General features: G+C 65.3%; 17 protein-coding genes and 2 tRNA genes. 6 read left to right on the top strand and 13 right to left on the bottom strand.

Annotation, left to right across the window (positions count from 1 at the left end; genetic code table 11):
- Positions 1–69: 69 nt before the first annotated feature.
- The 5 genes from BLT60_RS16055 to BLT60_RS16035 form a co-directional block, all read right to left on the bottom strand.
- Positions 70–1,485 (bottom strand): M10 family metallopeptidase, encoded by a 1,416-nt coding sequence (locus BLT60_RS16055; RefSeq protein WP_175478480.1) that lies wholly within the window; start codon positions 1,483–1,485, stop codon positions 70–72.
- A 189-nt stretch (positions 1,486–1,674) separates the two neighbouring features.
- A complete protein-coding gene (locus BLT60_RS16050) occupies positions 1,675–2,586 on the bottom strand; it encodes a calcium-binding protein (protein ID WP_090877763.1) in 912 nt (303 codons plus the stop codon).
- Between the two features lie 208 nt (positions 2,587–2,794).
- On the bottom strand, positions 2,795–4,153 hold the full coding sequence (tig, locus tag BLT60_RS16045) for a trigger factor (RefSeq protein ID WP_090877761.1): 1,359 nt from the start codon (positions 4,151–4,153) through the stop codon (positions 2,795–2,797).
- A gap of 122 nt (positions 4,154–4,275) precedes the next feature.
- Positions 4,276–4,360 (bottom strand) — tRNA-Leu (locus tag BLT60_RS16040).
- Between the two features lie 97 nt (positions 4,361–4,457).
- A complete protein-coding gene (locus BLT60_RS16035; protein ID WP_090877845.1) occupies positions 4,458–5,909 on the bottom strand; it encodes an NAD(P)H-hydrate dehydratase in 1,452 nt (483 codons plus the stop codon).
- Between the two features lie 302 nt (positions 5,910–6,211).
- Here BLT60_RS16035 and BLT60_RS16030 point away from each other — a divergent pair, with 302 nt between their 5' ends.
- Positions 6,212–6,550 (top strand): P-II family nitrogen regulator, encoded by a 339-nt coding sequence (locus BLT60_RS16030; protein ID WP_090877758.1) that lies wholly within the window; start codon positions 6,212–6,214, stop codon positions 6,548–6,550.
- A 111-nt stretch (positions 6,551–6,661) separates the two neighbouring features.
- The gene (gene glnA, locus BLT60_RS16025) at positions 6,662–8,071 is read left to right on the top strand and encodes a type I glutamate--ammonia ligase (protein ID WP_090877756.1); all 1,410 of its coding nucleotides are present in this window, start codon (positions 6,662–6,664) and stop codon (positions 8,069–8,071) included.
- Between the two features lie 90 nt (positions 8,072–8,161).
- Here the strand turns inward: glnA and BLT60_RS16020 are convergent, their stop codons facing one another.
- The 4 genes from BLT60_RS16020 to BLT60_RS16005 form a co-directional block, all read right to left on the bottom strand.
- Positions 8,162–10,870 carry a valine--tRNA ligase gene (locus BLT60_RS16020; RefSeq protein ID WP_090877754.1) on the bottom strand — a complete coding sequence of 903 codons (2,709 nt, stop codon included), beginning with the start codon at positions 10,868–10,870 and terminating at the stop codon, positions 8,162–8,164.
- An 83-nt stretch (positions 10,871–10,953) separates the two neighbouring features.
- Positions 10,954–11,652, bottom strand: coding sequence for a PopZ family protein (locus BLT60_RS16015; RefSeq protein ID WP_175478479.1), 699 nt, complete (start codon positions 11,650–11,652; stop codon positions 10,954–10,956).
- A gap of 142 nt (positions 11,653–11,794) precedes the next feature.
- Positions 11,795–13,174 carry a TolC family outer membrane protein gene (locus BLT60_RS16010; protein WP_425285023.1) on the bottom strand — a complete coding sequence of 460 codons (1,380 nt, stop codon included), beginning with the start codon at positions 13,172–13,174 and terminating at the stop codon, positions 11,795–11,797.
- Between the two features lie 168 nt (positions 13,175–13,342).
- On the bottom strand, positions 13,343–14,014 hold the full coding sequence (locus BLT60_RS16005; RefSeq protein ID WP_090877749.1) for a protein-L-isoaspartate O-methyltransferase family protein: 672 nt from the start codon (positions 14,012–14,014) through the stop codon (positions 13,343–13,345).
- Positions 14,015–14,173: 159 nt separating this feature from the next.
- On the opposite strand from BLT60_RS16005, the gene BLT60_RS16000 reads away from it, so the two are divergent.
- Positions 14,174–14,247, top strand: a tRNA-Cys gene (locus BLT60_RS16000).
- A gap of 29 nt (positions 14,248–14,276) precedes the next feature.
- Here the strand turns inward: BLT60_RS16000 and BLT60_RS15995 are convergent.
- The 3 genes from BLT60_RS15995 to BLT60_RS15985 are packed head-to-tail and all read right to left on the bottom strand — an operon-like array spanning position 14,277 to position 17,819.
- A complete protein-coding gene (locus BLT60_RS15995; RefSeq protein WP_090877747.1) occupies positions 14,277–15,053 on the bottom strand; it encodes an ABC transporter ATP-binding protein in 777 nt (258 codons plus the stop codon).
- Positions 15,050–16,072 carry a FecCD family ABC transporter permease gene (locus BLT60_RS15990; protein WP_090877745.1) on the bottom strand — a complete coding sequence of 341 codons (1,023 nt, stop codon included), beginning with the start codon at positions 16,070–16,072 and terminating at the stop codon, positions 15,050–15,052. The genes BLT60_RS15995 and BLT60_RS15990 overlap by 4 nt, the downstream gene beginning before the upstream one ends.
- 10 nt (positions 16,073–16,082) lie before the next feature.
- On the bottom strand, positions 16,083–17,819 hold the full coding sequence (locus BLT60_RS15985) for a TonB-dependent receptor plug domain-containing protein (protein ID WP_175478478.1): 1,737 nt from the start codon (positions 17,817–17,819) through the stop codon (positions 16,083–16,085).
- 253 nt (positions 17,820–18,072) lie between these two features.
- Here BLT60_RS15985 and BLT60_RS15980 point away from each other — a divergent pair, with 253 nt between their 5' ends.
- From BLT60_RS15980 to cysK, 3 genes are all read left to right on the top strand, one after another.
- Positions 18,073–18,933 (top strand): ABC transporter substrate-binding protein, encoded by an 861-nt coding sequence (locus BLT60_RS15980; RefSeq protein ID WP_244521295.1) that lies wholly within the window; start codon positions 18,073–18,075, stop codon positions 18,931–18,933.
- A complete protein-coding gene (gene cbiB, locus BLT60_RS15975; RefSeq protein ID WP_090877739.1) occupies positions 18,930–19,910 on the top strand; it encodes an adenosylcobinamide-phosphate synthase CbiB in 981 nt (326 codons plus the stop codon). Before BLT60_RS15980 ends, cbiB begins: the two co-directional genes overlap by 4 nt.
- Positions 19,911–20,005: 95 nt before the next feature.
- Entirely contained in the window at positions 20,006–21,055 is a 1,050-nt protein-coding gene (cysK, locus tag BLT60_RS15970; RefSeq protein WP_090877737.1) for a cysteine synthase A, read from the top strand.
- Between the two features lie 11 nt (positions 21,056–21,066).
- Here cysK and BLT60_RS15965 read toward each other — a convergent pair whose 3' ends face one another.
- Positions 21,067–22,512 carry a cobyric acid synthase gene (locus BLT60_RS15965; RefSeq protein ID WP_090877735.1) on the bottom strand — a complete coding sequence of 482 codons (1,446 nt, stop codon included), beginning with the start codon at positions 22,510–22,512 and terminating at the stop codon, positions 21,067–21,069.
- Positions 22,513–22,526 lie beyond the last annotated feature (14 nt).

The following is a 22,526-nucleotide window of genomic DNA, read 5'->3' as shown; positions in this document are numbered from 1 at the left end:
TCGTCAAGCCTGTCGAGGCCCTGCGACGGTCGATGGAGCGCCAAATACTGCGGTTCGTGGCGTTGCCGGTCAGGCGACGACGACGAAGTCGTGGTGATCGAGCGACAACCCTGCGTCAAGCTTCGCGAATTTCTTCAGCCCACCGTTGTCGCCATGCCGCGCAAAGCTCAGGTTGCCGGAGTCGTCGTCATAGACGATGCGGTCCTTGCCGTCCTTGGCGTCGTCGCCAACGGTGAACTTGCCGGCCTTCAGATCGCCCTTGCTGCCGATCCCCTTGAAGGCCTTTTTCGAAAGAAGGATCTGGTCCTTGCCCGCCTTGAAATCGTCGACCGTGTCGACGCCGAGGGTCTTCAGCCGGCCCTTGAACTCGAAGCTGTCGCGACCGCCACCGCCATTCAGGATGTCGTCGCTGGCGCCGCCGGTCAGCACGTCCTTGCCCTTGCCGCCGTCGAGCTCGTCGGCGCCCTTCTTGCCGAGCAGCGTGTCGCGACCGGACCCGCCAAAAAGCATGTCGTCACCGCTTCGGCCCTTGATCTTGTTGGCAACGCTGTTGCCGCGCAGGTAGTCGTCGCCGGCGCCGCCGGTGGCATTCTCGATCACCACGCCATGGGCGATGGTGAACCCGCCATAGACGTCGTCGACATAGGACAGGAAGCCCCCGCCCCCCGGCTCGAGCTTCAGCGTCGCCGCGCGCAGGTCAATCAGCGCCGGGCCGCCGCCGGTAGCGGCGATGGTGTCGGTCCCGCCCGCGTCCCAGATGCAGGAATAGAAGGTGCCGGTTCCGTTGGTGGTCGGAAGATAATAGGTGGTGTCGCCAACGTTGTGGGCGGTGTTCACCCCGTATTTCGCCTGCAGGACCGCGATGTCGATCGCCATCGGCGTACCCTGGTAGCCAAAGTTCACCGATGGCGGCAGTCCGTCCGGGTTGGTTCGCCAGCCGGCATTGTAGGACATCGTGGTGTAGACGCCCTGATTCAGGGCGAAGTCGCCATAGTCGTTGAAGGCCCCGGACACGCCTGGAAAGACGGTGGAACTGCCCCCCTCGTCATGCGGATGGGCAAGCCCCAACCCGTGGCCAAGTTCGTGAATGATGGTGACGAAACCGAAGCCGCCCTGCTCGAGGCCACCGGTACCGGGCGCCGTCCAGTCCCACCCCGATCCGGCATAGTTGAAATAGCCGAAACCGGCATGTTCGGTCACCCCGGGGGGGAACATCATGCCGAGCGTTGAACTGGCGCTCGCATAAGTCAGCAGGTTGTAGTCCGCCTGCGCCGACTGGTCGACTTCGATGAAATGAAGGTCGAGAAACGTACTATAGACCGCGAAGGCCTGTTCGAACTGGGCAACCTCGTATTCGGTAAACCCGGACGAGACTTCGCCGAACGGTGTTTCTTCGGCGTATTCGTAGAAATAATAGAAGATGAAACTGTCGCCATCGGCGACCTTTGTTCCCCAGTTCAGCCCTGTCTCTAACGGGTTCGCCATTCTTCGATCTGTTCGGCCCATTGCGTCGAAACGAAGGACAGGGGCAACGCGGCAACGAAGCCACCCAATTCGGAACCAACTCTTGACCGTTGCCTGGGTCCCGGGCGGATATCATGCACGCGCCCAAACGATCGAACCGGCGCGAACACCCTGCGCCGAACTTTCGCCAGGTCGGCCTTCCCCATCTTATCAGACGACGAAGAAGTCCGTATTCGACAGCGCCAGTCCGGTGCTCACTGACGCGAACTGGACCTGCGCACCGCCGCCATTGCCGTCCGCGTCGTAATAGATGGCGCCACTTGAATCGTCATACACGATTCGTTGGTCGGCTTCAGTCGCATGTGTTCCGACCTTGAATTCCTTGGACTTCAGGACACCCTTGCCGGACAGCGCCGTAAAGACCGACAGCGCGAGGTCGATCGCGTCACCGCCGGGCGTCATGTCGGTGATCGTGTCGACGTTGGTCGCGGCATCGAGCGCGGTGTTGAAGACGAAGGTGTTGAAGCCGCCGTTGCCGGTCAGCGTGTCGTGGCCGGCGCCGCCGTTGATCGTGTCGGAGCCGCCGCCGCCCGCGATCGTGTCGTCATCGTTGTTGCCGAAGATCTTGTCGGCTCCGCCCGACCCCATGATGGTGTCGTTGCCGGAGCCGCCCTTGATAGTGTCCGCGCCCTTGCCGCCGTTGACGGTGTCGTTGCCGTCATTGCCCTTTATCTTGTCCTTGCCCTTGTAGCCATACAGGACGTCGCCCTCATCCGAGCCCTTGATCTTGTCGTTGCTGCTGAAGATCTTCTTGCTCAGACTGGGGAAGTTTTTGGAGAAGTATTTGTCCATGCTCTTGACCGGAATATTCAGTCCGCTCAATTCGTACTGAAGCCCGGACGAATACACGTCGATTGACTGGATGAAGCCGGCATACGGCGTCTTCCCGTTATAGAGCAGTCCGCTCCCCTCCATCCGAAAGGATATGCCGGCATCCTGGTCGATCGCGTTGAGGGTCGTGTGCGAACGATTGACCAGCTTCATGTCGGTAAAATCCGACAGCAGGCTCAATTCGCTGAGCTTCTGGGTATTGACCGCGACATCCGCGACGAACTTGACCATGGGGCATCCTCCTCAATCCGGACTGGCCGGCGGCTGCCGGCGACGAAAGCCGAGTTGGCCGACGAAACCTTAAGAGTCGGTCAAGCGGCAGACGTGCGCTTTAACGACAAACGCCGTCACGGTGACGAAAGAATCGTCACCGTGACGGCGATTGAAGCCGAATTGATTCGGGGAATCCAGTATTTCGGGTCAGGCAGGCGACATCGCCCTACCCGGCCTTGGTCGCCTCGTCTTCATCTTCGCGCATCAGTTCCTCGCGCGAGACGGTCTTGTCGGTGACGTTGACCAGTTCGAGCAGGAAGTCGACGACCTTCTCCTCGTAGATCGGGGCGCGAAGGCTGGCGATCGCCTCGGGATTGGCGCGGTAATACTCGACCAGTTCCTTCTCGCGGCCGGGGAACTGGCGAAGCTGAGCCGACAGCGCCCGCTGCACCTCTTCCTCGGTGACCTCGATGCTGTTCTTCTCGCCGATCTCGGACAGCACGAGACCAAGGCGCACCCGGCGCTCGGCGATCTTGTGGTAGTCGGCGCGTGCTGCCTCTTCCGTCGTGTCTTCGTCCTCGAAGCTCCGGTTCGACTGGGCAAGCTCCGACGTGACCTGCCGCCAGATGTTGTCGAATTCCTGCTCGACCATCTTCGGCGGAAGCTCGAACGTGTGCAGCGCATCGAGCTGGTCGAGGATCTGCCGCTTGACCTTCTGCCGCGTCGCCATGCCGTACTGGTTCTGCAACTGCTGGCGGATCGCGTCGCGAAGCTGGTCGAGCGACTCGACGCCGACGCGGGTGGCGAGTTCGTCGTCGATCTTGATCGGATCGGGCGACGAAACTTCCTTCACCGCGACGTCGAAGGTGGCGTCCTTGCCGGCGAGGTGCGCGGCGCCGTATTCCTCGGGGAAGGTCACGGAGATCGTCTTCTCGTCTCCGACCGCCATGCCCTCGAGTTGCTCGGCGAAGCCGGGGATGAACTGACCGGAGCCGATCTGCACCGTGGCATTGTCGTCGGCGCCGCCCTCGAAGGGCTCGCCGTCGAGCTTGCCGAGGTAGGAGATGACAAGACGGTCACCGGACTCGGACTTGCCCTCCTTCGGCGAGAAGCTCCTGACATTCTCGGCCAGGCGATTCATCTCGGTCTCGATTTCCTCGTCGCTGACGTCAGCGACCGGGCGCTCGACCTTGATCGACTTGAAATCGCCGAGGACGACCTCCGGCAGGATCTCGTAGGTCATCGTATAGGTGAGGTCGGCCTTGCCCTGGAGGACCTTCTCCGCCTCGCCCTCGTCTTCCGGCAGGTTGAAGTCCGGCTGCTGGGCGGCCCGCTCGCCGCGCTCGGACATCGTGTCGCGCGCCACGTCGGAGATCAGCTTCTGGACGATCTCGGCCATCGCCGATTTGCCGAACAGCCGCCGCAAGTGGTTGACCGGCACCTTGCCCGGCCGGAAGCCCTTGATACGGACTTCGCCCTGCATTTCGCTCAGGCGGCTGACCAGGCGGTCATCCAGTTCCGAAGCCGGAACCTTCACCTCGAATTCCCGTCGCAGCCCTTCGGCCAGAGTCTCGGTCACCTGCATGTTGTCACGCTTTCGTTGATCCACTCGTTCATCTAATCGTCCGGCCGGTTACCCGACCGCCAAAGCCGTTCGCGTCGCGCGGTTCAATCCGTTCACTGTGAACGACCTGTGACCAGAGACGCTGGTGCGGGCGGAGGGACTCGAACCCCCACGACTTTCGTCACGGGAACCTAAATCCCGCGCGTCTACCAGTTCCGCCACGCCCGCGGACAACGACGGCCCCGGCCGAGGCGCCGCCTCTATAACAACTGGTTTCGCACCAATCAAAGGGAAAGCTGCGCCGGCGAAATCAGCGTTGACGGGTTCAGGGGCCGGCAAGCGCCGAAAGAACCGCCGGGAGGGCCTCGGGCAGGTCCTCCGAAATCAGTCCCCGGCCGACATGCGCGGCGGCCGCGCCATGCAGCCAGACCCCGGCCGTGGCGGCCTCGAAGGCCGGCATCTGCTGGGCCATCAACCCGCCGATCATCCCGGCCAGGACATCGCCTGCCCCGGCCGTCGCAAGGTCCGCCGGGGCGTTGTCCGCGACCGTCGCAATCCCGTCCGGGGCCGCCACGACGGTGTCCGGACCCTTCAAAACCACCACCGCGCCCGACCGCATGGCCGCCTCGCGCGCCCGGTCGAGCTTCGAGGACAGGATGCCCAAGTCCGGGAAAAGACGGGAGAATTCGCCTTCATGCGGCGTCAGCACCACCGGCGCGCCCCGCCCCTTGATCCGCATGAACAGCGAATCCGGCGTGGCGGCAAAGGATGTTAGCCCATCCGCATCAACCACCGTCGCAGCATCGGAGTCCAAGGCCGCGGAAACCATGGCGATTGCCCCGTCTCCGACGCCCAGCGCCGGGCCGATCACCACGGCATTCTTCCTGTGATCCGCAAGGATTTCCGCCAATCCGTCAGCCTCATACATCCGCATGACCATGATTGCCGTCAGTTGCGCGGCGTTGGCGACGATCGCATCCGGCGGCGACGCCACCGTCACCAGTCCGGCGCCGATCCGCAAAGCAGCCCGCGCCGCGAGCCTCGCCGCACCGGTGCCGGTAATCGGCCCTGAAACCACAAGCGCATGGCCGCGATCGTACTTGTGTCCGTCAAGCTGTGGCCGCGGCAGGCCATCGAGCCAGAGGGTCGGGGAGTTGTGAAAGGCCATCGGCCCGATGTCGTGGAGGATCGACAGGTCGTGGCCGATGTCGGCGAGAGTCAGCCGGCCGGCGAGCACCCGCCCTGGCATCAGCAGATGCCCGGGCTTGCGGCGAAAGAAGGTGACCGTCTCGGTCGCAAGGATGGCCTGGCCGAGGATCGCCCCCGATGCGCCATCGACCCCGCTCGGCAGATCGACCGCGAGGATCGGCACCCGGCTCTCGTTGGCTGCCTCGATGGCCGCGGCAGCGGCTCCCTCGATCGGCCGGTCCAGCCCGGCGCCAAAGAGTGCGTCGATGATCAGGCCCGCTCCGTGGGCAAGATCCCGCCCCGGCGCCTCGATAGGCCCCTTCCAGGCCCGCGCCATCAGGCTGGCGTCGCCCTTGAGGGAGTCCCGGTCACCGATCAGGAAGACCGCAACCCGGTAGCCCCGCTCGGTCAGCAGCCGCGCGGCGACGAACCCGTCGCCGCCATTGTTTCCCGGCCCTGCCAGAACCGCGACACGGCCGCCCGGCGGAAGCATGGATTCGGCGACCGCCGCGACCGCTTCGCCGGCCCGCTCCATAAGGGCCGAGCTTCGGACCCCCGACGCCACCGCCAGCCGATCGGCGGCTCCCATTTCCTGGGGCGTCAGCAGGTCGGGCGCATCCGGCGCGATCGCCGCGGGCTCCTCCCCTGGATTGTCCAGCAGCGTTTCGAAGCGTTCGGCCCACTCTATGCCGATCGATGAATTATTAGCCAATTGCATATTCCTTAGTCACCAATTGACTGTCCTCACGGCGCCGATCATGGTGCGGTCCACCGACTAGCTTAATTTCCCGGCGGGTTCCACCACCTGGCAACGTGGCATGGAGTCTGCAAAACACCGCGCTGACCGGCAGTTGGCTGAGGCGGCTGCACACTTTCGGAGAATTGGAATAGATGAAGAAGATCGAAGCGATCATCAAACCGTTCAAGCTCGATGAGGTGAAGGAAGCGCTTCAGGAGGTCGGACTGCAGGGTATCACTGTCACCGAGGCCAAGGGCTTCGGACGGCAGAAGGGGCATACCGAACTCTACCGGGGCGCCGAATATGTCGTCGACTTTCTCCCCAAGGTGAAGGTCGAGGTCGTGCTCGGCGATGACATGGTCGAGCGCGCCGTCGAGGCAATCCGGAAGGCGGCCCAGACCGGCCGGATCGGCGATGGCAAGATTTTTGTTTCCAGCGTAGAGGAAGCGGTTCGAATCCGGACCGGCGAAAGCGGCATGGACGCGATCTGATCGTCGGACTGCTCGTATTTCCGCATGAGAATTGAGACCGTCTACGGGCTTTGGCACCGCCGGCAGTCGCAAGATTGAAACCACAGAAAGACAGGAAAGAAGGAACACACCATGGCAGGCGCCAAAGACGTCCTCAAGATGATCAAGGACAACGACGTCAAGTTCGTTGACCTGCGTTTTACCGATCCCCGCGGCAAGTGGCAGCACGTCACCTTCGACGTCGCCATCGTCGATGAGGAGACGTTCACCGAGGGCGTGATGTTCGACGGCTCGTCGATCGCCGGCTGGAAGGCGATCAACGAATCCGACATGAAGCTGAAGCCGGATCCGGTTACCGCCACGATCGACCCCTTCTTTGCCCAGACGACCATTTCCGTGGTCTGCGACATTCTCGAGCCGCTGACCGACGAACCCTATGATCGCGACCCGCGCGGCATCGCCAAGAAGGCCGAGGCCTATCTCAAGCAGACCAAGATCGGCGACACCATCGTCGTGGGTCCCGAGGCCGAGTTCTTCGTCTTCGACGACGTCAAATACTCCGCTACGCCGTACAACACCGGCTTCAAGCTCGACGACGTCGAACTGCCGATCAACTCCGACCGCGACTACGAGATGGGCAATCTCGGCCACCGGATGAAGATGAAGGGTGGCTACTTCCCGGTCGCGCCGCAGGACAGCCTGCAGGACATGCGCTCCGAGATGCTGTCGACCATGGCGGCAATGGGCGTGAAGACCGAAAAGCACCACCACGAGGTCGGCGCCGCCCAGCACGAACTCGGCATGATGTTCGGCGAAATGACGCTGACCGCCGATCTGCTGCAGGTCTACAAGTACTGCATCCACAACGTCGCCAATGCCTACGGCAAGACCGCGACCTTCATGCCGAAGCCGATCTTCGGCGACAACGGCTCGGGCATGCACGTCCACCAGTCGATCTGGAAGGGCGGCAAGCCGATCTTCGCCGGCAAGCTCTACGCCGACCTGTCGCAGGAGTGCCTCTACTACATCGGCGGCATCATCAAGCATGCCAAGGCGCTGAACGCCTTCACCAACCCGAGCACCAACTCCTACAAGCGCCTGGTGCCCGGCTATGAAGCACCGGTGCTGCTCGCCTATTCGTCGCGCAACCGCTCGGCGTCCTGCCGCATCCCGGTCGCCTCGTCGCCGAAGGCAAAGCGCGTCGAGGTCCGCTTCCCGGATCCGGCCGCCAACCCGTATCTCGCCTTCGCGTCGATGCTGATGGCCGGCCTCGACGGCATCCAGAACAAGATCGATCCGGGCGCCGCGATGGACAAGAACCTCTACGACCTGCCGCCGAAGGAACTGAAGAAGATTCCGACGGTCTGCGGATCGCTGCGCGAGGCGCTGTCCAGCCTCGACAAGGACCGCAACTTCCTGAAGGCCGGTGGCGTGTTCAGCGACGACATGATCGACGCTTACATCGAACTGCGCATGGAAGAGGTCATCCGGTTCGAGCACACCCCGCATCCGGTCGAGTTCGACATGTACTACTCGGTCTGATCGACCGACCGTCCACCACAAACGAAAGAGGGCGCCGTCGGCGCCCTCTTTTTTTGCATCCAGTGAAGCGGCGCGCGGTCCCCGGCCCGCCTAGGCCGCAGGCTCGAGTCGAGCCAGCGCCGCCTCGGTCTTGGCCTTCAGCGCCGCCGCCTCGGCCAGCCGTTCCCGCTGCTCCTCGATGACTTCTTCGGGCGCCTTGGCCATGAACTTCTCGTTGGCGAGCTTCGCCTCGATCTTGCCGACGTCCTTGGCGATCTTGTCGATCTCCCGCAGCAGCCGCGCGCGCTCGGCGTCGATGTCGATGACACCCTCCAGCGGCATCGAGAAGGTCGCCTCGCCGACGACGATCTGGAGCGCCCCTGCCCTCGGTGCATGGGCAAGCGTCAACGACTCGGCTCGCGCCAGCCGGCGGATCAGCACATTGTGCGACTGGAGCCGCGCCGCGGTGGTGAACGCCGCGCCTGAAACCGCAAGCTCGATCATCGCGCCGGCCGGGACGTTCATCTCCGAGCGAACCGAACGTACCGCCGATATCGTCTCGATCAGCCAGTTGATCTCGTCGGCCGCGTCGGAATCCTCGAAGCCGAGGTCCGGCCAGGCGTTCAGCATCAGCGCCGTCCGGCCCTCGTCGCCTTCCCTCGCCCAGAGTTCCTCGGTCAGGAACGGCATGAACGGATGGAGCAGCGAGATAATCCGGTCGAGCACCCAGGCGACGGTTGCCCGCGTCTCCGTCTTGGCCGGTCCGTCCTCGCCGTTCAGCACCGGCTTCGAGAACTCCAGGTACCAGTCGCAGTAAAGGTTCCAGGTGAAGCGATAGAGCGCCGCCGCAGCGTCGTTGAACCGGTAGGCCTCGATCGCGCCCGTGACCGCCGTTGCCGCGCGCGTCGTCTCGGTCGCAATCCAGCGGTTCAGGGTTTCCTTCGCGGTCGCCGGGTCGAATCCCCCAACCCGCTTGCACTCGTAATGCTCGGCAAAGCGCGCCGCGTTCCACAGCTTGGTCGCGAAGTTGCGATAGCCTTCGACACGGGCGGTGGCGAGCTTGATGTCTCGCCCCTGCGCGGCCATCGCCGCCAGCGTGAAGCGGAGCGCGTCGGCGCCGTATTCGTCGATCAGGACGATCGGGTCGATGACGTTGCCCTTTGTCTTCGACATCTTGGCGCCCTTCTCGTCGCGGACGAGGGCGTGGATGTAGACGTCGCTGAACGGCTCCTTCCCCATGAAATGGAGCCCGGTCATCATCATCCGGGCGACCCAGAAGAAGATGATGTCGAAGCCGGTGACCAGCGCCGTGGTCGGATAGTAGCGTTCGAGTTCAGGCGTCTCGTCCGGCCAGCCGAGCGTCGAGAACGGCCACAGCGCCGAGGAAAACCATGTGTCGAGGACGTCCTCGTCGCGCGTCAGGTCGGTCGCCTCGCCATAGTGTGTCGCCGCTTCGGCCCTGGCCTCGTCCTCGCTATAGGCGACGAAGACCTTTCCGTCCGGTCCATACCAGGCCGGAATCTGGTGTCCCCACCAGAGCTGACGGGAAATGCACCACGGGCGGATGTTTTCCATCCACTCGAAATAGGTCTTTTCCCAGTTCTTCGGGATGAACGTCGTTCGCCCCTCGCGCACCGAGGCTATGGCCGGCTGGGCCAGCGTCTTGGCGTCGGCGTACCACTGGTCGGTGAGATAGGGCTCGATGACCGTCGTCTTGGACTTCTCGTCATGGGGCACCATGACGGGCTTTTCCTCGACTTTCTCGAGCAGGCCCTTCTCCTCCATCATCGCGACCACGCGCTTGCGGGCCGTGAAGCGGTCGAGGCCATTGATCGTCGCGATCGTCGCCTTCAGGTCGTCCGACTCCGCCACGCCGTCAAGGAACTCGGCGTTGCCTTCGAGGACGACATTCGCCTCGGTATCGAACAGGTTGACCATCGGCAGATCCTGCCGCTTGCCGACCTCGAAATCGTTGAAGTCATGCGCCGGCGTGATCTTGACCGCGCCCGACCCCGTTTCCGGGTCCGCATGCTCGTCGCCGACGATACGCAGCCGCCGGCCGACCAGCGGCAGGATCGCGTATTTGCCGATCAGATCCTTGTAGCGCTCATCCTCCGGATGGACGGCGATGCCGGTATCGCCAAGCATCGTCTCCGGTCGCGTCGTCGCGACGACAATGGACCGGCCCTCTTCGCCCTCGATCGGATACTTGAAATGCCAGAGATGCCCCTGCATCTCGATATTCTCGACCTCGAGATCGGAGACCGCCGTCTGCAGCGTCGGGTCCCAGTTGACCAGCCGCTTGTCCCGGTAGATCAGCTTTTCGCGATAAAGCTCGACGAAGACCTTGGTTACGGCCTTCGACAGGCCCTCGTCCATGGTGAAGCGCTCACGGCTCCAGTCGCAGGAACAACCGAGCCGCTTGAGCTGATTGATGATCAGTCCGCCGGATTCGTCCTTCCACGCCCAGACCTTCTCGAGAAACTTCTCGCGGCCGATTTCACGCCGGCCCGGCTCCTGGCGCTCCATCAACTGGCGCTCGACCACCATCTGGGTAGCGATGCCGGCGTGATCCATGCCGGGCTGCCACAGCACGTCCCGGCCGCGCATGCGCTCGAAGCGGACGAGGACATCCTGAAGCGTGTTGTTCAGGGCGTGGCCGATATGCAGCGATCCCGTCACATTCGGCGGCGGGATGACAATGGAATAGGGGGCGGCGCCCGGCTTCGCGCCAGCGCCCGCCTTGAAGGCCTCCGCTTCGTCCCAGACGGCGCTGACGCGCGTCTCGACGGCTGCGGCATCAAAAGTTTTATCGAGCATGTCCGATCCCGGTGAAATGGGCGGTGCCCGTGTAAATCGGATGGACCTGTTTAAGTCAACAATCGACGTGGCAAATCTGTCGGTTAGCGGCGCCCCCGCGCCACCCGTTCGATTTCCTCGCGGACCAGCCGCTCGACCAGGGACGGCAGATTGTCGTCCAGCCAGTCCCTCAGCATCGGACGAAGGAGGTCCTCGACCACGTCGTCGATCGTCCGCCCGCTTCCTGTCAGAACGGACGTCGCCAGGTCCCGGAACGCTCCGGAAACGGCCGCGTCGGCCTCACGGGACAGCAAGGGCTCAAGCGGCTGCGCAACAGGCTCGCCGGGTGGCGGTTCAGGGTTTGCGGTCGGTCGCCTTTCCCCGACGGCCGGCGCAATCGGAGGCTCGTGACGGTCGTTTTCGCCTTTCGGCGCAGGGCGCCGCGGCTCCTCGTCACGCGTGACCGGTTCTTCCGACTCGGCGCGGGCACCCCTTTCGATCTCGACCCGCGCCTCCTCCATGGCACGAACCATGGCCAGTTCCACTGCCTGATCGGTTTCTACCGGGGTGTCGACCGTGGCATCCGCCACCGGATCCGGATTCGGCTTCGATACAGGCAGGGCGCTGGGCACGGGCGCCACCTCCGCACGGGGGGCGGCCGGCGGCGTCTCCGAGAAAAGCCTGCTGACATTGTTGGCAGCGGGGCGCGGATCGCCCGAGTCGGGCTCGGCCTGCGCCGCGGCTTTGCCGACACTCTCGCCGTCGGCCATCATGCTGCGAATGGATGCGAGGATCGCGTCCATTGCCTCATCCTGTGCCTGACCCGGTTTGGTCATGACCCCCTGCGTCGTCGATGAAGTGATTCGTCGGCTGCCGACCAACCCTATCTGAATCGGAAGGGAGTCGGAATCCCCGGACGGGCAGGCCCCGATCTGGCGGCGTGGATTACCGGCCGTCCGGCGTCCGCAGGCCCATCCACTTGTCCTTCACCGCATCGTAATGCTGGTCGGGATCGTAGACGGTGACGGGGAGCCCGAGGCTCTGGGCGTTGAGTTTGCCGAGCGCGGCAACCAGCGCATAGGCCGCGACGACCCGGTCGCGCTGCGCGGTGACTTGCTCGACCTGGGCAGCGAGAAGATCCTGCTGTGCGTTCAGGACGTCGAGGGTCGTCCGTTGGCCGACGCGCCGCTCCTCGATGACGCCCGACAGCACAAGTTGCTGGGCCGAGACCTGCAAAGCTGCCGAACGCACCACGGCTTTCGCCGCATCGAGCGCCCCCCATGTCGAAATCAGTCTCTGGCGAACCTCGGCGCGGGTCGAATCAAGCTCGATCCGGCGCTGGCCGAGCGTCTCCTTGAGCTGGCGGACATCGGCCGCGACTTCCCCGCCCTGGTAGATCGGCACGTTCAGGCGGCCGGTGATTGCGGCCGTGTCGTTCCAGCTTGAGCCGATACCGTCGACACCGTTGTCCCGATGGGTCACCGATCCGCTGAGCGTCACGGTCGGCAGGGTCGCGCCTTCGCTGATCCGGACGTTCCAAGACGCAACGTCGATATTGTAGAGGCCGGCGATAATCCCCGGATGCGACGCCTGGGCGGTCGCAAGGCCCGCGTCGACAGAGCCCGGGATCAGCTTCTCGATCCCGTTGACGGCGCCGAGTCGCTCCGGCTTGTGGCCGATCACCTGTACATAGACCGCGATCGAGCGGTTGAGGTCGGAGACGGCCGAGGCGTAGTCGGACATGCCCTGCGATAGCCGCGCATCGGTCTGGGCGACGTCGGTTCGGGTGCCCTCGCCGACTTCCAGCCGATCCTTGGCGGCCCGGACCTGTTCGCGCAGGAACTCGACGTTCTGGGCGGTCAGGTTGACGACCACCTGGGCCCGGACGACGTCCATGAATGCTGACACCGCGTCGAACAGCACCTGCTGCTCGACCAGCTTCAACTGCTCGCGCGCGGCTTTGACCGACGTCTCGGCCATCTTGACGGAGTTCTTGGTGCGGAACCCGAGAAACAGCGGCTGCTCGACCGCCAGGGTCACGCCGCGCGGCGTCGACCCGGTCGACCATTCAGGGAAGAGCTTCGAGCGCGAGGTGCTGGCGCCGATGTCCCCTGACAGCGAAATCTGCGGTCGGTAGCTTGATTTGGCGCGCGGCACGCCTTCATCGATCGCCCGCAACTGGGCGCGTGCGGAATTGAGATCGGGGTTGTTCGTATAAGCAGAAGCCATCGCGGAATCGAGAGATTCCGCCGATGCTGGCGCACCACAAACCGACGCGGCAACCAGAAAGACCGTCGCGGCCCAAACACCACGTCCAACAAACACGACGGGCCCCCTCGACACGGCGGCAGCACAAGCCCTCTTGCGCCGCTCAACTCTACCCAAGGCGGCACTGTAGCCACCTGAGACGCCTCGTCAAACATTCCATGACGCGGCGCGGCAAAAAGCCGTCGCCTGCGACGCCATTACAACAAGCGCCGTTCGACGACCGCCCTAGAAGACAAAGGAACGGGGCCTCTGGAAGCCCGGCAACGGCGGCAAGTGCACGTCGAAGACCGACCGGCCGCCGAAATCGTCGTCGGTGTGGGTAAACACCATGGCCGGGGCCGCCCGACCATAGCCAAGAACGCCAACCAGCCGGCCGCCCTCTTTCAGTTGCTGGAAAAGCGGCTGCGGGATCTCCTCAACGGCGCCGCCGAGCAGAATCACGTCATACGGCGCTTCCGACGGATATCCAGCCTCAAGCGGGCCGGTCACCACCGCCACGTTGTCGATTCCCTGCTCCGTCAACGCTTCCGAAGCGCTGGCCGCAAGAGCTTCGTCCGATTCGAGCGCCACCACCGAGCCCGCCAGACGGGCGAGGACAGCCGCGGCGTAACCGGTCGGCGACCCAACGATGAGCGCGAAATCCGACTGCCCGATCTCCGCCGCCTGAAGCATGCGGGCCAGAGGCGTCGGCCGGATCAGGTAACGCGCCGGGTTGCCGCCCTCGGCGTCCTTCACAAGAATGTCGTCATCGATATAGGCGAAGGGTCGCAACGCGGGCGCCAGGAACATCTCGCGCGGAATCTCGCTCATCGCGGCGATGATGTCGTGATCGGTGACACTCTCGGTCCGGATTTGCGTGTCGACCATTATGGTCCGCGCCTTGGCGAAATCGATCATGGCGTCATTTCTCGAGACGGTGGCGAAGCTTTCCCGTTCCTACCCGTGCCTATCCCCGGTGACAAGACGGCAATCCTCCTGCGATTTGGCCGGCTGTCGCGGATTCCGCAGCTACCCCTTGCACGGCTTGGCAATTTCACTATACCAGCGCCACCGGTTGGCCTCGTGGCGGAGTGGTTACGCAGCGGACTGCAAATCCGTGCACCCCGGTTCGATTCCGGGCGAGGCCTCCACCTTTTCACTCACAGCAGCAATTTTCCGGTCAGATCACCGATTTGGGGATGACGACCGTCGCGCCATCGCGCTCTAGAATTTCGGCCCGCACGCCGAATGTCGTGGCCAGCCGCTCGGCGGTCAGCACTTCGCGCGGCGGACCGGCCGCGACCACCCGTCCCTCGTCGAGAATCAACAGCCGGTCCGCATAGCGCGCCGCGAGTCCGAGGTCGTGCAGGACGGCGACCACCGCGCCCCTTGCCGCGTGTCGTTTCAGGATGTCGAGGACGACGAGTTGGTATCGAGGATCGAGCGAAGCGGTGGGTTCGTCGGCAAGGATGAGGTCCGCCTCGGTCGCCAGCACCCGCGCCAGCGCGACCCGCGCCCGTTCACCGCCGGAAAGCGTGGTCACCGTCCGGCCGGCGAAGCCCGAAACACCCGTCTCTTCCATCGCCCGCGCAACGGCGTTGCGATCCTCCTCGGACAGGTCGGCGCCCGCGCCGCGCGGCAGGCGACCGAGCCCGACGACGTCAAGCACGGACAGCGGCCAGTGGAACTCGTGCCCCTGCGGCAGGTAGCCGAGCAGCAACGCCCGCTGCCGCCGCGCGATGAGCGCCAGCGATCTTCCGCCGAGGAGCACCTCCCCGCTTGCGTCGAGCAACCCTGCCAGCGCCTTCAGGAGCGTCGTCTTGCCCGCGCCATTCGGCCCGATGACGACGAGAAACTCCCCGTGACGCGCCTTCATGGCGATGTCTTTGAGGATCGCGCGACCACCGAGGGAGACTGACAGTCCGGTCGTCGCGAGGACAGGCGCTTCGGCGCTCATGCTCCGCCTCCGGCTAATGTGCTCCGCCGCCGCAGGATCATGACAATGAAGAACGGCGCGCCGATCAGCGCCGTCAGCACGCCGACCTTGATCTCGCTGGTCGAGGGAATCAGTCGCACCGAGATGTCGGCCGCCAGCAGCAGCGCCGCCCCGGACAACGCCGCCGGGATCATCAGCCGCCCGGGGTCGTGGCCGACCAGCGGCCGCACCAGATGCGGCGCCACCAGCCCGACGAAGCCGATCGAACCGGCAACCGCAACGCCCGCCCCGACGGCCGCGGCGACGCCCGCAACCACCCGGAGCCGGATTCCGGTGAGGTCGAAGCCGAGGCTCTGCGCCGCCTCCTCGCCAAGCGTCAAGGCCCGGAAGGCCCGCCGGTCCCAGAACAGGAGCACCACCCCAACGGCCATGAAGGGCAACGCGATCAGCACATGGCGCATGCTGCGATCCTCGAGCGAGCCAAGCAGCCAGAAGGCGATTTCCAGCGCCGCGAAGGGATTTGGTGCAAGATTCAGCGCCAACGCCGTGCCCGCCCCGGCAAGGCTGGACACCGCCAGACCGGCTAGGATCAGCACCAGCAGGCTGGCGCGCGGTCCGGCGACCAGCAGCAGCAGTCCGACCGACAAGAGCGCCCCGGCGATCGCCGCGACCGGCAGCGCGATCGACAAAACGTTGACGATACCGAGCGAGATCACGGTCACCGCCCCGAAGGCCGCAGCCGACGGCGCGCCGAACAGCGAGGGCGACGCCAGCGGATTGCGCAGAAGCCCCTGCAGCGACGCCCCGGCGAGACCCAGCGTCGCGCCGATCATCAGGGCGAGCAGCGCCCGCGGCAACCGGATCTCGACCACGATGATCCGTGCGGCCTCGCCCCCCTGCCCGACCAGCCCCTGCACCACCCGGTCCGGCGGCAGCCAGACCGGGCCGATGCCGAGCGAAAACATGAACAGGAGACCGACCAGCACAACAAGGCCGGCGATCAGCCGTCCGTCCCTTCGCCGCCGACTACCGTGTGTCATCCGGGTCCCGTCAATTGCTCCACTTCAGCCCCGCATAGGCCGAAAGTCCGGCGCTGTTATAGCCTTCGGCATCTTGGTAGTCCGTATCGAGCAGGTTCTCGACCCGGCCGTAGATCGTCGTCGTGTCGCTGAGCCGGTAGTTCGCCGACAGGTCGATCCGCGCATAGGGGTCGAGCTTGACCGTGTTGGCGTCGTCGTCGAACCGCGGCCCGACATAGGTCGCCGTCACCGAGGCCTCCAGCTTGTTGAGGCCCGTATAGACCAGCGAGAAGGAGCCGGAATTCTGCGCCCGTCGGCCAAGTTGCAGGCCGGTCGCCATGTCGCGCGCGTCGAGATAGGTGTAGGTGCCCCTGGCGTTCAGCACGCCGGGAACGATCATCGCCGTCGCGCCGATCTCGACGCCCGATGTCTCGACCTCGGCGATGTTCGAATAGTTGCCCCATGGCGGCAGCGTAAAGTCCCAGTCGATCATGTCGTCGATCTGGTTCCAGAACCCTGTAGCGGAGATCATGAAGCGCCCGTCGAACAGCGACTTCTCGATGCCGAGGTCGCCGCCGATACTGGTCTCCGACTGCAGGTCCGGATTGTAGCCGAGCTGGAACGCTGTCGGGCGCTTTGCGCCGGTCCCGATGCTGCCGCGGATCGCCGCACCAATCTCCGGCAGGGCGTAGTGCGCCGTGGCGCGGCCCGTCGTGAAGCCTTCCTGATCGACCGCCCCGTCGTAACGCCCGGCGAAGGAGAGGTCCAGGCGTTCGCCGACCGGCAACTGGTAGAGCAGATAACCGGCATAGAGAACAAGAGAGGTTTCGAAGGTCGGGTCGGCCATGTCGCTCTGCATGCCGGTCGCCGTCTGGTTCTCGAAGCGCGTCCCGCCGAGCAGCGACCCGGCATTCCCGAGATTGACGAGCTTCTGGTATTCGACGCCGATCGTCCGGCCGACATAGTCGTAGGTCCGCGTCGGGTCGATATACTCGCGGTCGGTGTTGGCCATGAAGAAGTTGATCGAGTCGCTGGCCCGCCCGCCGAAGGTCGGAAAGCTGACCTTGGCGAAACCGGAAAACAGGTCGCGCTTCGCCTCGTAGCCGGACGCGTCCAGGTCCGGCCCGCCATCGATCTCGCTGTCCTGGTGATAGCCGTTGCCGCCGAACTCGAACTTGACGCCGTTACCCGGATCGAAGGCGCCGCGGATCGAGCCTGAGAATTTTTCCGTGCTGTCCGGCTCGCCCTTATCCCGGTCGCCAACCCGCGAGAAGCCGTCCGTCGCGAAATAGGTGCCGGTGGTCAGGAGGCTGAAGTCGCCGGCGGTGGTTCCACCGGACAGATTGACCCGCCGGGTCCCGTAGCTTCCCCCCTCGATCGAGGCCGACATCCGCGGCGGGCCGCCGGGCTTCCTGGTGATGATGTTGATCACGCCGCCGATCGCATCGGAACCGTAGAGTGCGCTCTGCGGTCCGCGAAGCACCTCGATCCGCTCGATGTCGGTGGTGTTGAGGACCGAGAAATCGAACTCGTCCCGTGTCGTCGACGGATCGTTGACCCGGACGCCATCGATCAGGACCAGCGTATGCTGCGATTCCGTGCCGCGAATGCTGACCAGCGTCTGGCTGCCGACACCGCCGCTTTGGGTGACGGTCAGGCCGGGCACGGTACGCAGCAACTGGGCGACCGACTCGGTCGGCTGGCGCTCTATTTCCTCGGCACTGATCACCGAGACGGACGAGCCGACGCGACCGAGCGCGGTCGGCACGTAATTGGGCGTAACAACGATTTCGATGGGTTGTGAGAGCGCCGGTGCAATCAGTGAAACAAACGAACCAATGGCAATAACAGCGCTGGCGCTTGCGCGCCGCGAGCAGAAATACATCAGGCAGACCTCGTCTTTCGATCGATCTGGCGACCGGCGCCCGTCACGGGATGTGTCCCGGGCCCACCCGGCTTCTCGGCCGGGTCAAGAAGGAGTAAACGGGCCCTCCGGGTGATGCAACGCGAAGGCGAACGGAATGCCCAGTTTTGTTGTCGTGTTGGGATTGCTGATAGCCAGCATCGTGGTCGTTGCAGCCGAGACCGCGCCGGTTGCGGAAGAGCCGCCCCGGCGCATCGTCTCCATCAACCTGTGCGCCGACGAATTGCTGATCGCGCTGGCCGACCCTGACCAGATCGCATCGCTCTCGGTCTATGCCACCGACCCGAAGCTCTCCTATTTCGCCACGCAGGCAGCCGCCTTTCGCCATGACGCAGGCGAGGCCGAGACCGTGGTCGAGCGCGAGCCCGACCTCGTGCTTGCCGGGCGCTACACCAAGCGGGCCACCCGCGACATGCTGACCGCCCTCGGCTACCCCGTCGAACTGCTCGATCCCGCGCGCAGCATCGACGAGTCGATCGTCCAGATCCGCCAGGTCGCCAGCCTCGTCGGCCATCCCGAGCGCGGCGAGGCGCTTGTCGCCGAGATCGACGCCGCCAGGACCCGCGCCAGCGACGCATTGACCGGCGACGCCATGCCGACGGCCGCCGTCTACCAGCGCCGCGGCTATGTCACCGGTGGCGACACCCTCACCGGCGAATTGATGACCGCGGTCGGCATCGCCAATGCCGGCGGCGATCTCGCCGGCGGGCGCGGCGGCTTCGTCCGGCTCGAAAGGCTGATCAGCGAACCGCCGGACTACCTCCTCGTCACGACGCCGGCGATCGCGCCCGGCGACCAGGGCGAGGCGTTGCTCGCCCACCCCGCTCTCGCCGAACTCTTCCCGCCGGACCGACGCATCCTGCTGCCCGAGCGGCTGACCGTCTGCGGTGGCCCGTCGCTGCCGGCAGCCCTCGACTGGCTGTCCCAGGAGGCGCGGCGCGTCATGGACGAGAGATGATTGGCCTCGATCATCTGTGGATGCTGGCGCTAGCGCTGGCCATCGACGGGTTGGTCGGCGACCCGGACGTCATCTGGCGAAAGTTCCCCCATCCGGTCGCGCTGATCGGCCGGCTGATCGACTGGCTCGACCGGATGGTCAACCGCTCGCGCGCCAAGCCAATTGTCCGCAGGATCGCCGGCGCTTTCTCGCTCCTCGTTATCGTCGCCATCGCAGCTGCGGTAGGCTTCGCGCTTGAATACGGCCTCGACCGAATTCCCCTTGGCTGGATCGGTACGGTCCTGATCGCCGCCGTCCTGCTTGCCGGCCGCAGCCTTTACGACCATGTCGCCGCCGTTGCCGCAGCATTCGAAACCGGCGGGCTGGCGGCGGCGCAGGCGTCGGTGTCGCGGATCGTCGGACGGGATCCGGCGGCGCTGGATGAAGCCGGCGTCTGTCGGGCCGCGATCGAATCGACCGCCGAGAATTTCGCCGATGGCGTCGTCGCGCCGGCCCTCTGGTTCGCGTTGCTCGGGCTGCCTGGGCTCGCCGCCTATAAGGCGATCAACACCGCCGACTCGATGATCGGCCACCTGTCTCCGCGCCATGAGGATTTCGGCTGGGCCGCCGCCCGGATCGACGATCTGGTCAACCTGCCGGCCAGCCGCCTTGCCGGCCTCCTGATGGCGCTGGCGGCGCCGCTGGTCCGCGGTTCGATCGGCGAGGCCTTTCGCGTCATGCGAAGCGACGCCCCGAAGCACCGATCCCCCAACGCGGGCTGGCCGGAGGCCGCCACCGCTGCGGCCCTTGGTCTGGCGCTGGCCGGCCCGCGGCGGTATCGCGGCGCGCTCGGCCACGACCCGTATATCAACGCCACCGGACGGCGGCAGGCGACACCGGCGGATATTCGGCGCGCCCTGCGGCTCTATCTCGGCGGCTGGGCGCTGCTTCTGATCCTCGCCGCAGCGACCGGCGGGCTCGTCCTCGCGCTGCGCTGACAGATACGGGCCGAGAACCCGCCATCCGATCCGATTTGAGGCGCGCCGCGCATGGGCATAGGGTAGCCTCGGGACTTCAGCCGGGAGGACGGATCATGGGCCACAAATACAGCAGCATTCTCGAGACAGTCGGTCATACGCCTGTCGTGAAAATCAATCGTCTGGCGCCGCCCGACGTCAACCTCTACGTCAAGATCGAGGCCTTCAACCCGCTGGGTTCGGTCAAGGACCGTCTTGCGCTCGGCGTCATCGAGGCGGCCGAACGCGACGGCAGCCTGAAGCCCGGCCAGACGGTCGTCGAGGCGACCAGCGGCAACACCGGGATCGGCCTCGCCATGGTCTGCGCGGCCAAGGGTTACCCGCTCGTCCTCATCATGGCCGAACCCTTCAGCGTCGAGCGCCGCAAGCTGATGCGCTTCCTCGGCGCCAAGGTGGTCATCACGCCGGCCGCCGAGCGCGCCGTCGGCATGATCAGGAAGATGGAAGAACTGGCCGCGGCGCATGGCTGGTTCATGCCCCGCCAGTTCGAGAACGAGGCAAATCCCGACTTCCATTCAAAGACCACGGCGGTCGAGATCCTCGACGACTTTTCGGATGAGCCGCTCGACTATTGGGTTACCGGCTACGGCACCGGCGGCACCCTGAAAGGCGTCGGTCGCGTACTGGCCAAGGAGCGGCCAGACACGAAGATCATCGTCTGCGAGCCCGCCGAAGCACCGCTGATCGGCAGCGGCGAGCCGCAGCAGCGCAATGCCGACGGAACGCCGGCGGCGGCGCACCCGGCCTTCAAGCCGCATCCGATGCAGGGCTGGACGCCGGATTTCATCCCGAAGCTGACCGGCGACGCCATGGACATGGATTTCATGGCCGAGCTGATCGAAATCCCCAATGCCGACGCGATGAAATGCAGCAAGGATCTCGCCGCCAGCGAGGGCATCTTCGTCGGTATCACGTCAGGCGGAACCTTCGCCGGAGCGCTGAAAATCGCGGAGAAAGCACCGAAGGGCGCCAACATCCTCTGCATGCTGCCCGACACCGGCGAACGGTATCTCAGCACCCCCCTGTTCGGCGACATCGAGGCCGACATGAACGCGGCCGAACTGGAGATTTCGAAGTCGACGCCGAGTGGCCAACTCGCGACCTGACGCGGCACCGGTCAGTCGGCAAGTCCGGCGATCGCCAGCAGGCGATCGATGTCGACATGCGCTTCGAGATGCTCGGCCAATGCGTCGAGCGTCTTCTCCACCTTTGCGTCATAGCGCAGGTCCGAGGCCCGCGCGCCAAGCCCGGCCAGATACGCCCGCCGGAAACCGTCGGCGGCAAATACCCCGTGGACGTAGCTGCCGGCGACCCGGCCATCGGCGGAAAGGGCGCCGTCCGCCCGGCCGTCGAGATCGAGAAGCGGCCGCGCGCAGTCCGCACCGGTGGTCCGCCCGAGATGGATCTCGTAGCCGCTGACCGCCTCGCCGCTGGCGTGGTGGGTCCCCGAAACGGAGACCGTCGCCTTGTCGCCGCCAAGCACCGTGTCGACGTCGAGCAGGCCAAGCCCGTCGACGGTGCCGGCCTCCCCCTCGATCCCTTCGGCATCGGCGATCGTCCGGCCGAGCATCTGGTAGCCACCGCACAGGCCAAGCACCCGCCCGCCCCGGCGATGATGGGCCTTGATGTCGATGTCCCAGCCCTGCGCACGGACGAAGGCGAGATCGGCCATCGTCGCTTTCGATCCTGGTATCAGGATCAGGTCCGCATTCCCCGGGAACGCCTCGCCCGGCTGAACGAGGACGACAGACACGCCGGGCTCCATGCTGAGCGGGTCGAGGTCGTCGAAATTGGCGATCCGCGGCAGCACCGGAACGGCGACAACGATCCCCTCGCCGGCTGGCGCGCTGTCGACCAGTCCGAGCACGTCTTCCGCCGGCAGGTTCCGGGTCGCCTCGAACCACGGGATGATCCCGAGCGACAACCACCCGGTCCGCGCCTCGGTGAACCGGAGGCCTTCGCCGAAAAGCCCGGCATCGCCGCGAAACTTGTTGATCAGGAAAGCCTTGATCCGGTTCCGGTCGGCCTCCGGCAGCACGGCGTGGGTGCCGACGAGACTGGCGATCACCCCGCCCCGGTCGATATCGCCAAGGAGAACCACCGGCACGCCGGCGGCCTCGGCAAACCCCATGTTGGCGATGTCGCCGGCCCGCAGGTTGACCTCCGCCGGGCTCCCCGCCCCCTCGACGAGGACGATGTCGGCGCCCTCGCCGACAAGCGCGAAGCTCTCCAGGACCTTCGGCAGCAGCGTCGCCTTGCGGGAGCCGTAGTCGGCGGCCTTCAGCGTGCCGAAGCGCTTGCCCTGGACAATCACCTGGGCGCCCCTGTCGGTCTCCGGCTTGAGCAGCACCGGGTTCATGTGGATCGACGGCGCTAGGCCAGACGCTCGCGCCTGCAACGCCTGCGCCCGGCCGATCTCGCCGCCCTCGATCGCCACGGCGGCGTTGTTCGACATGTTCTGCGGCTTGAACGGCGCCACCTTCAGCCCGCGGCGGACCAGCGCCCGGCAGAGGCCCGCGACGATCACCGACTTGCCGACATGGCTGCCGGTGCCCTGGATCATCAGGGCGGGCCTGG

Source organism: Bauldia litoralis (assembly GCF_900104485.1).
GTDB classification, from domain to species: domain Bacteria; phylum Pseudomonadota; class Alphaproteobacteria; order Rhizobiales; family Kaistiaceae; genus Bauldia; species Bauldia litoralis.
Note: the sequence above shows the minus strand (reverse complement) of the source record. Positions and strands in the feature narration are given on the sequence as shown.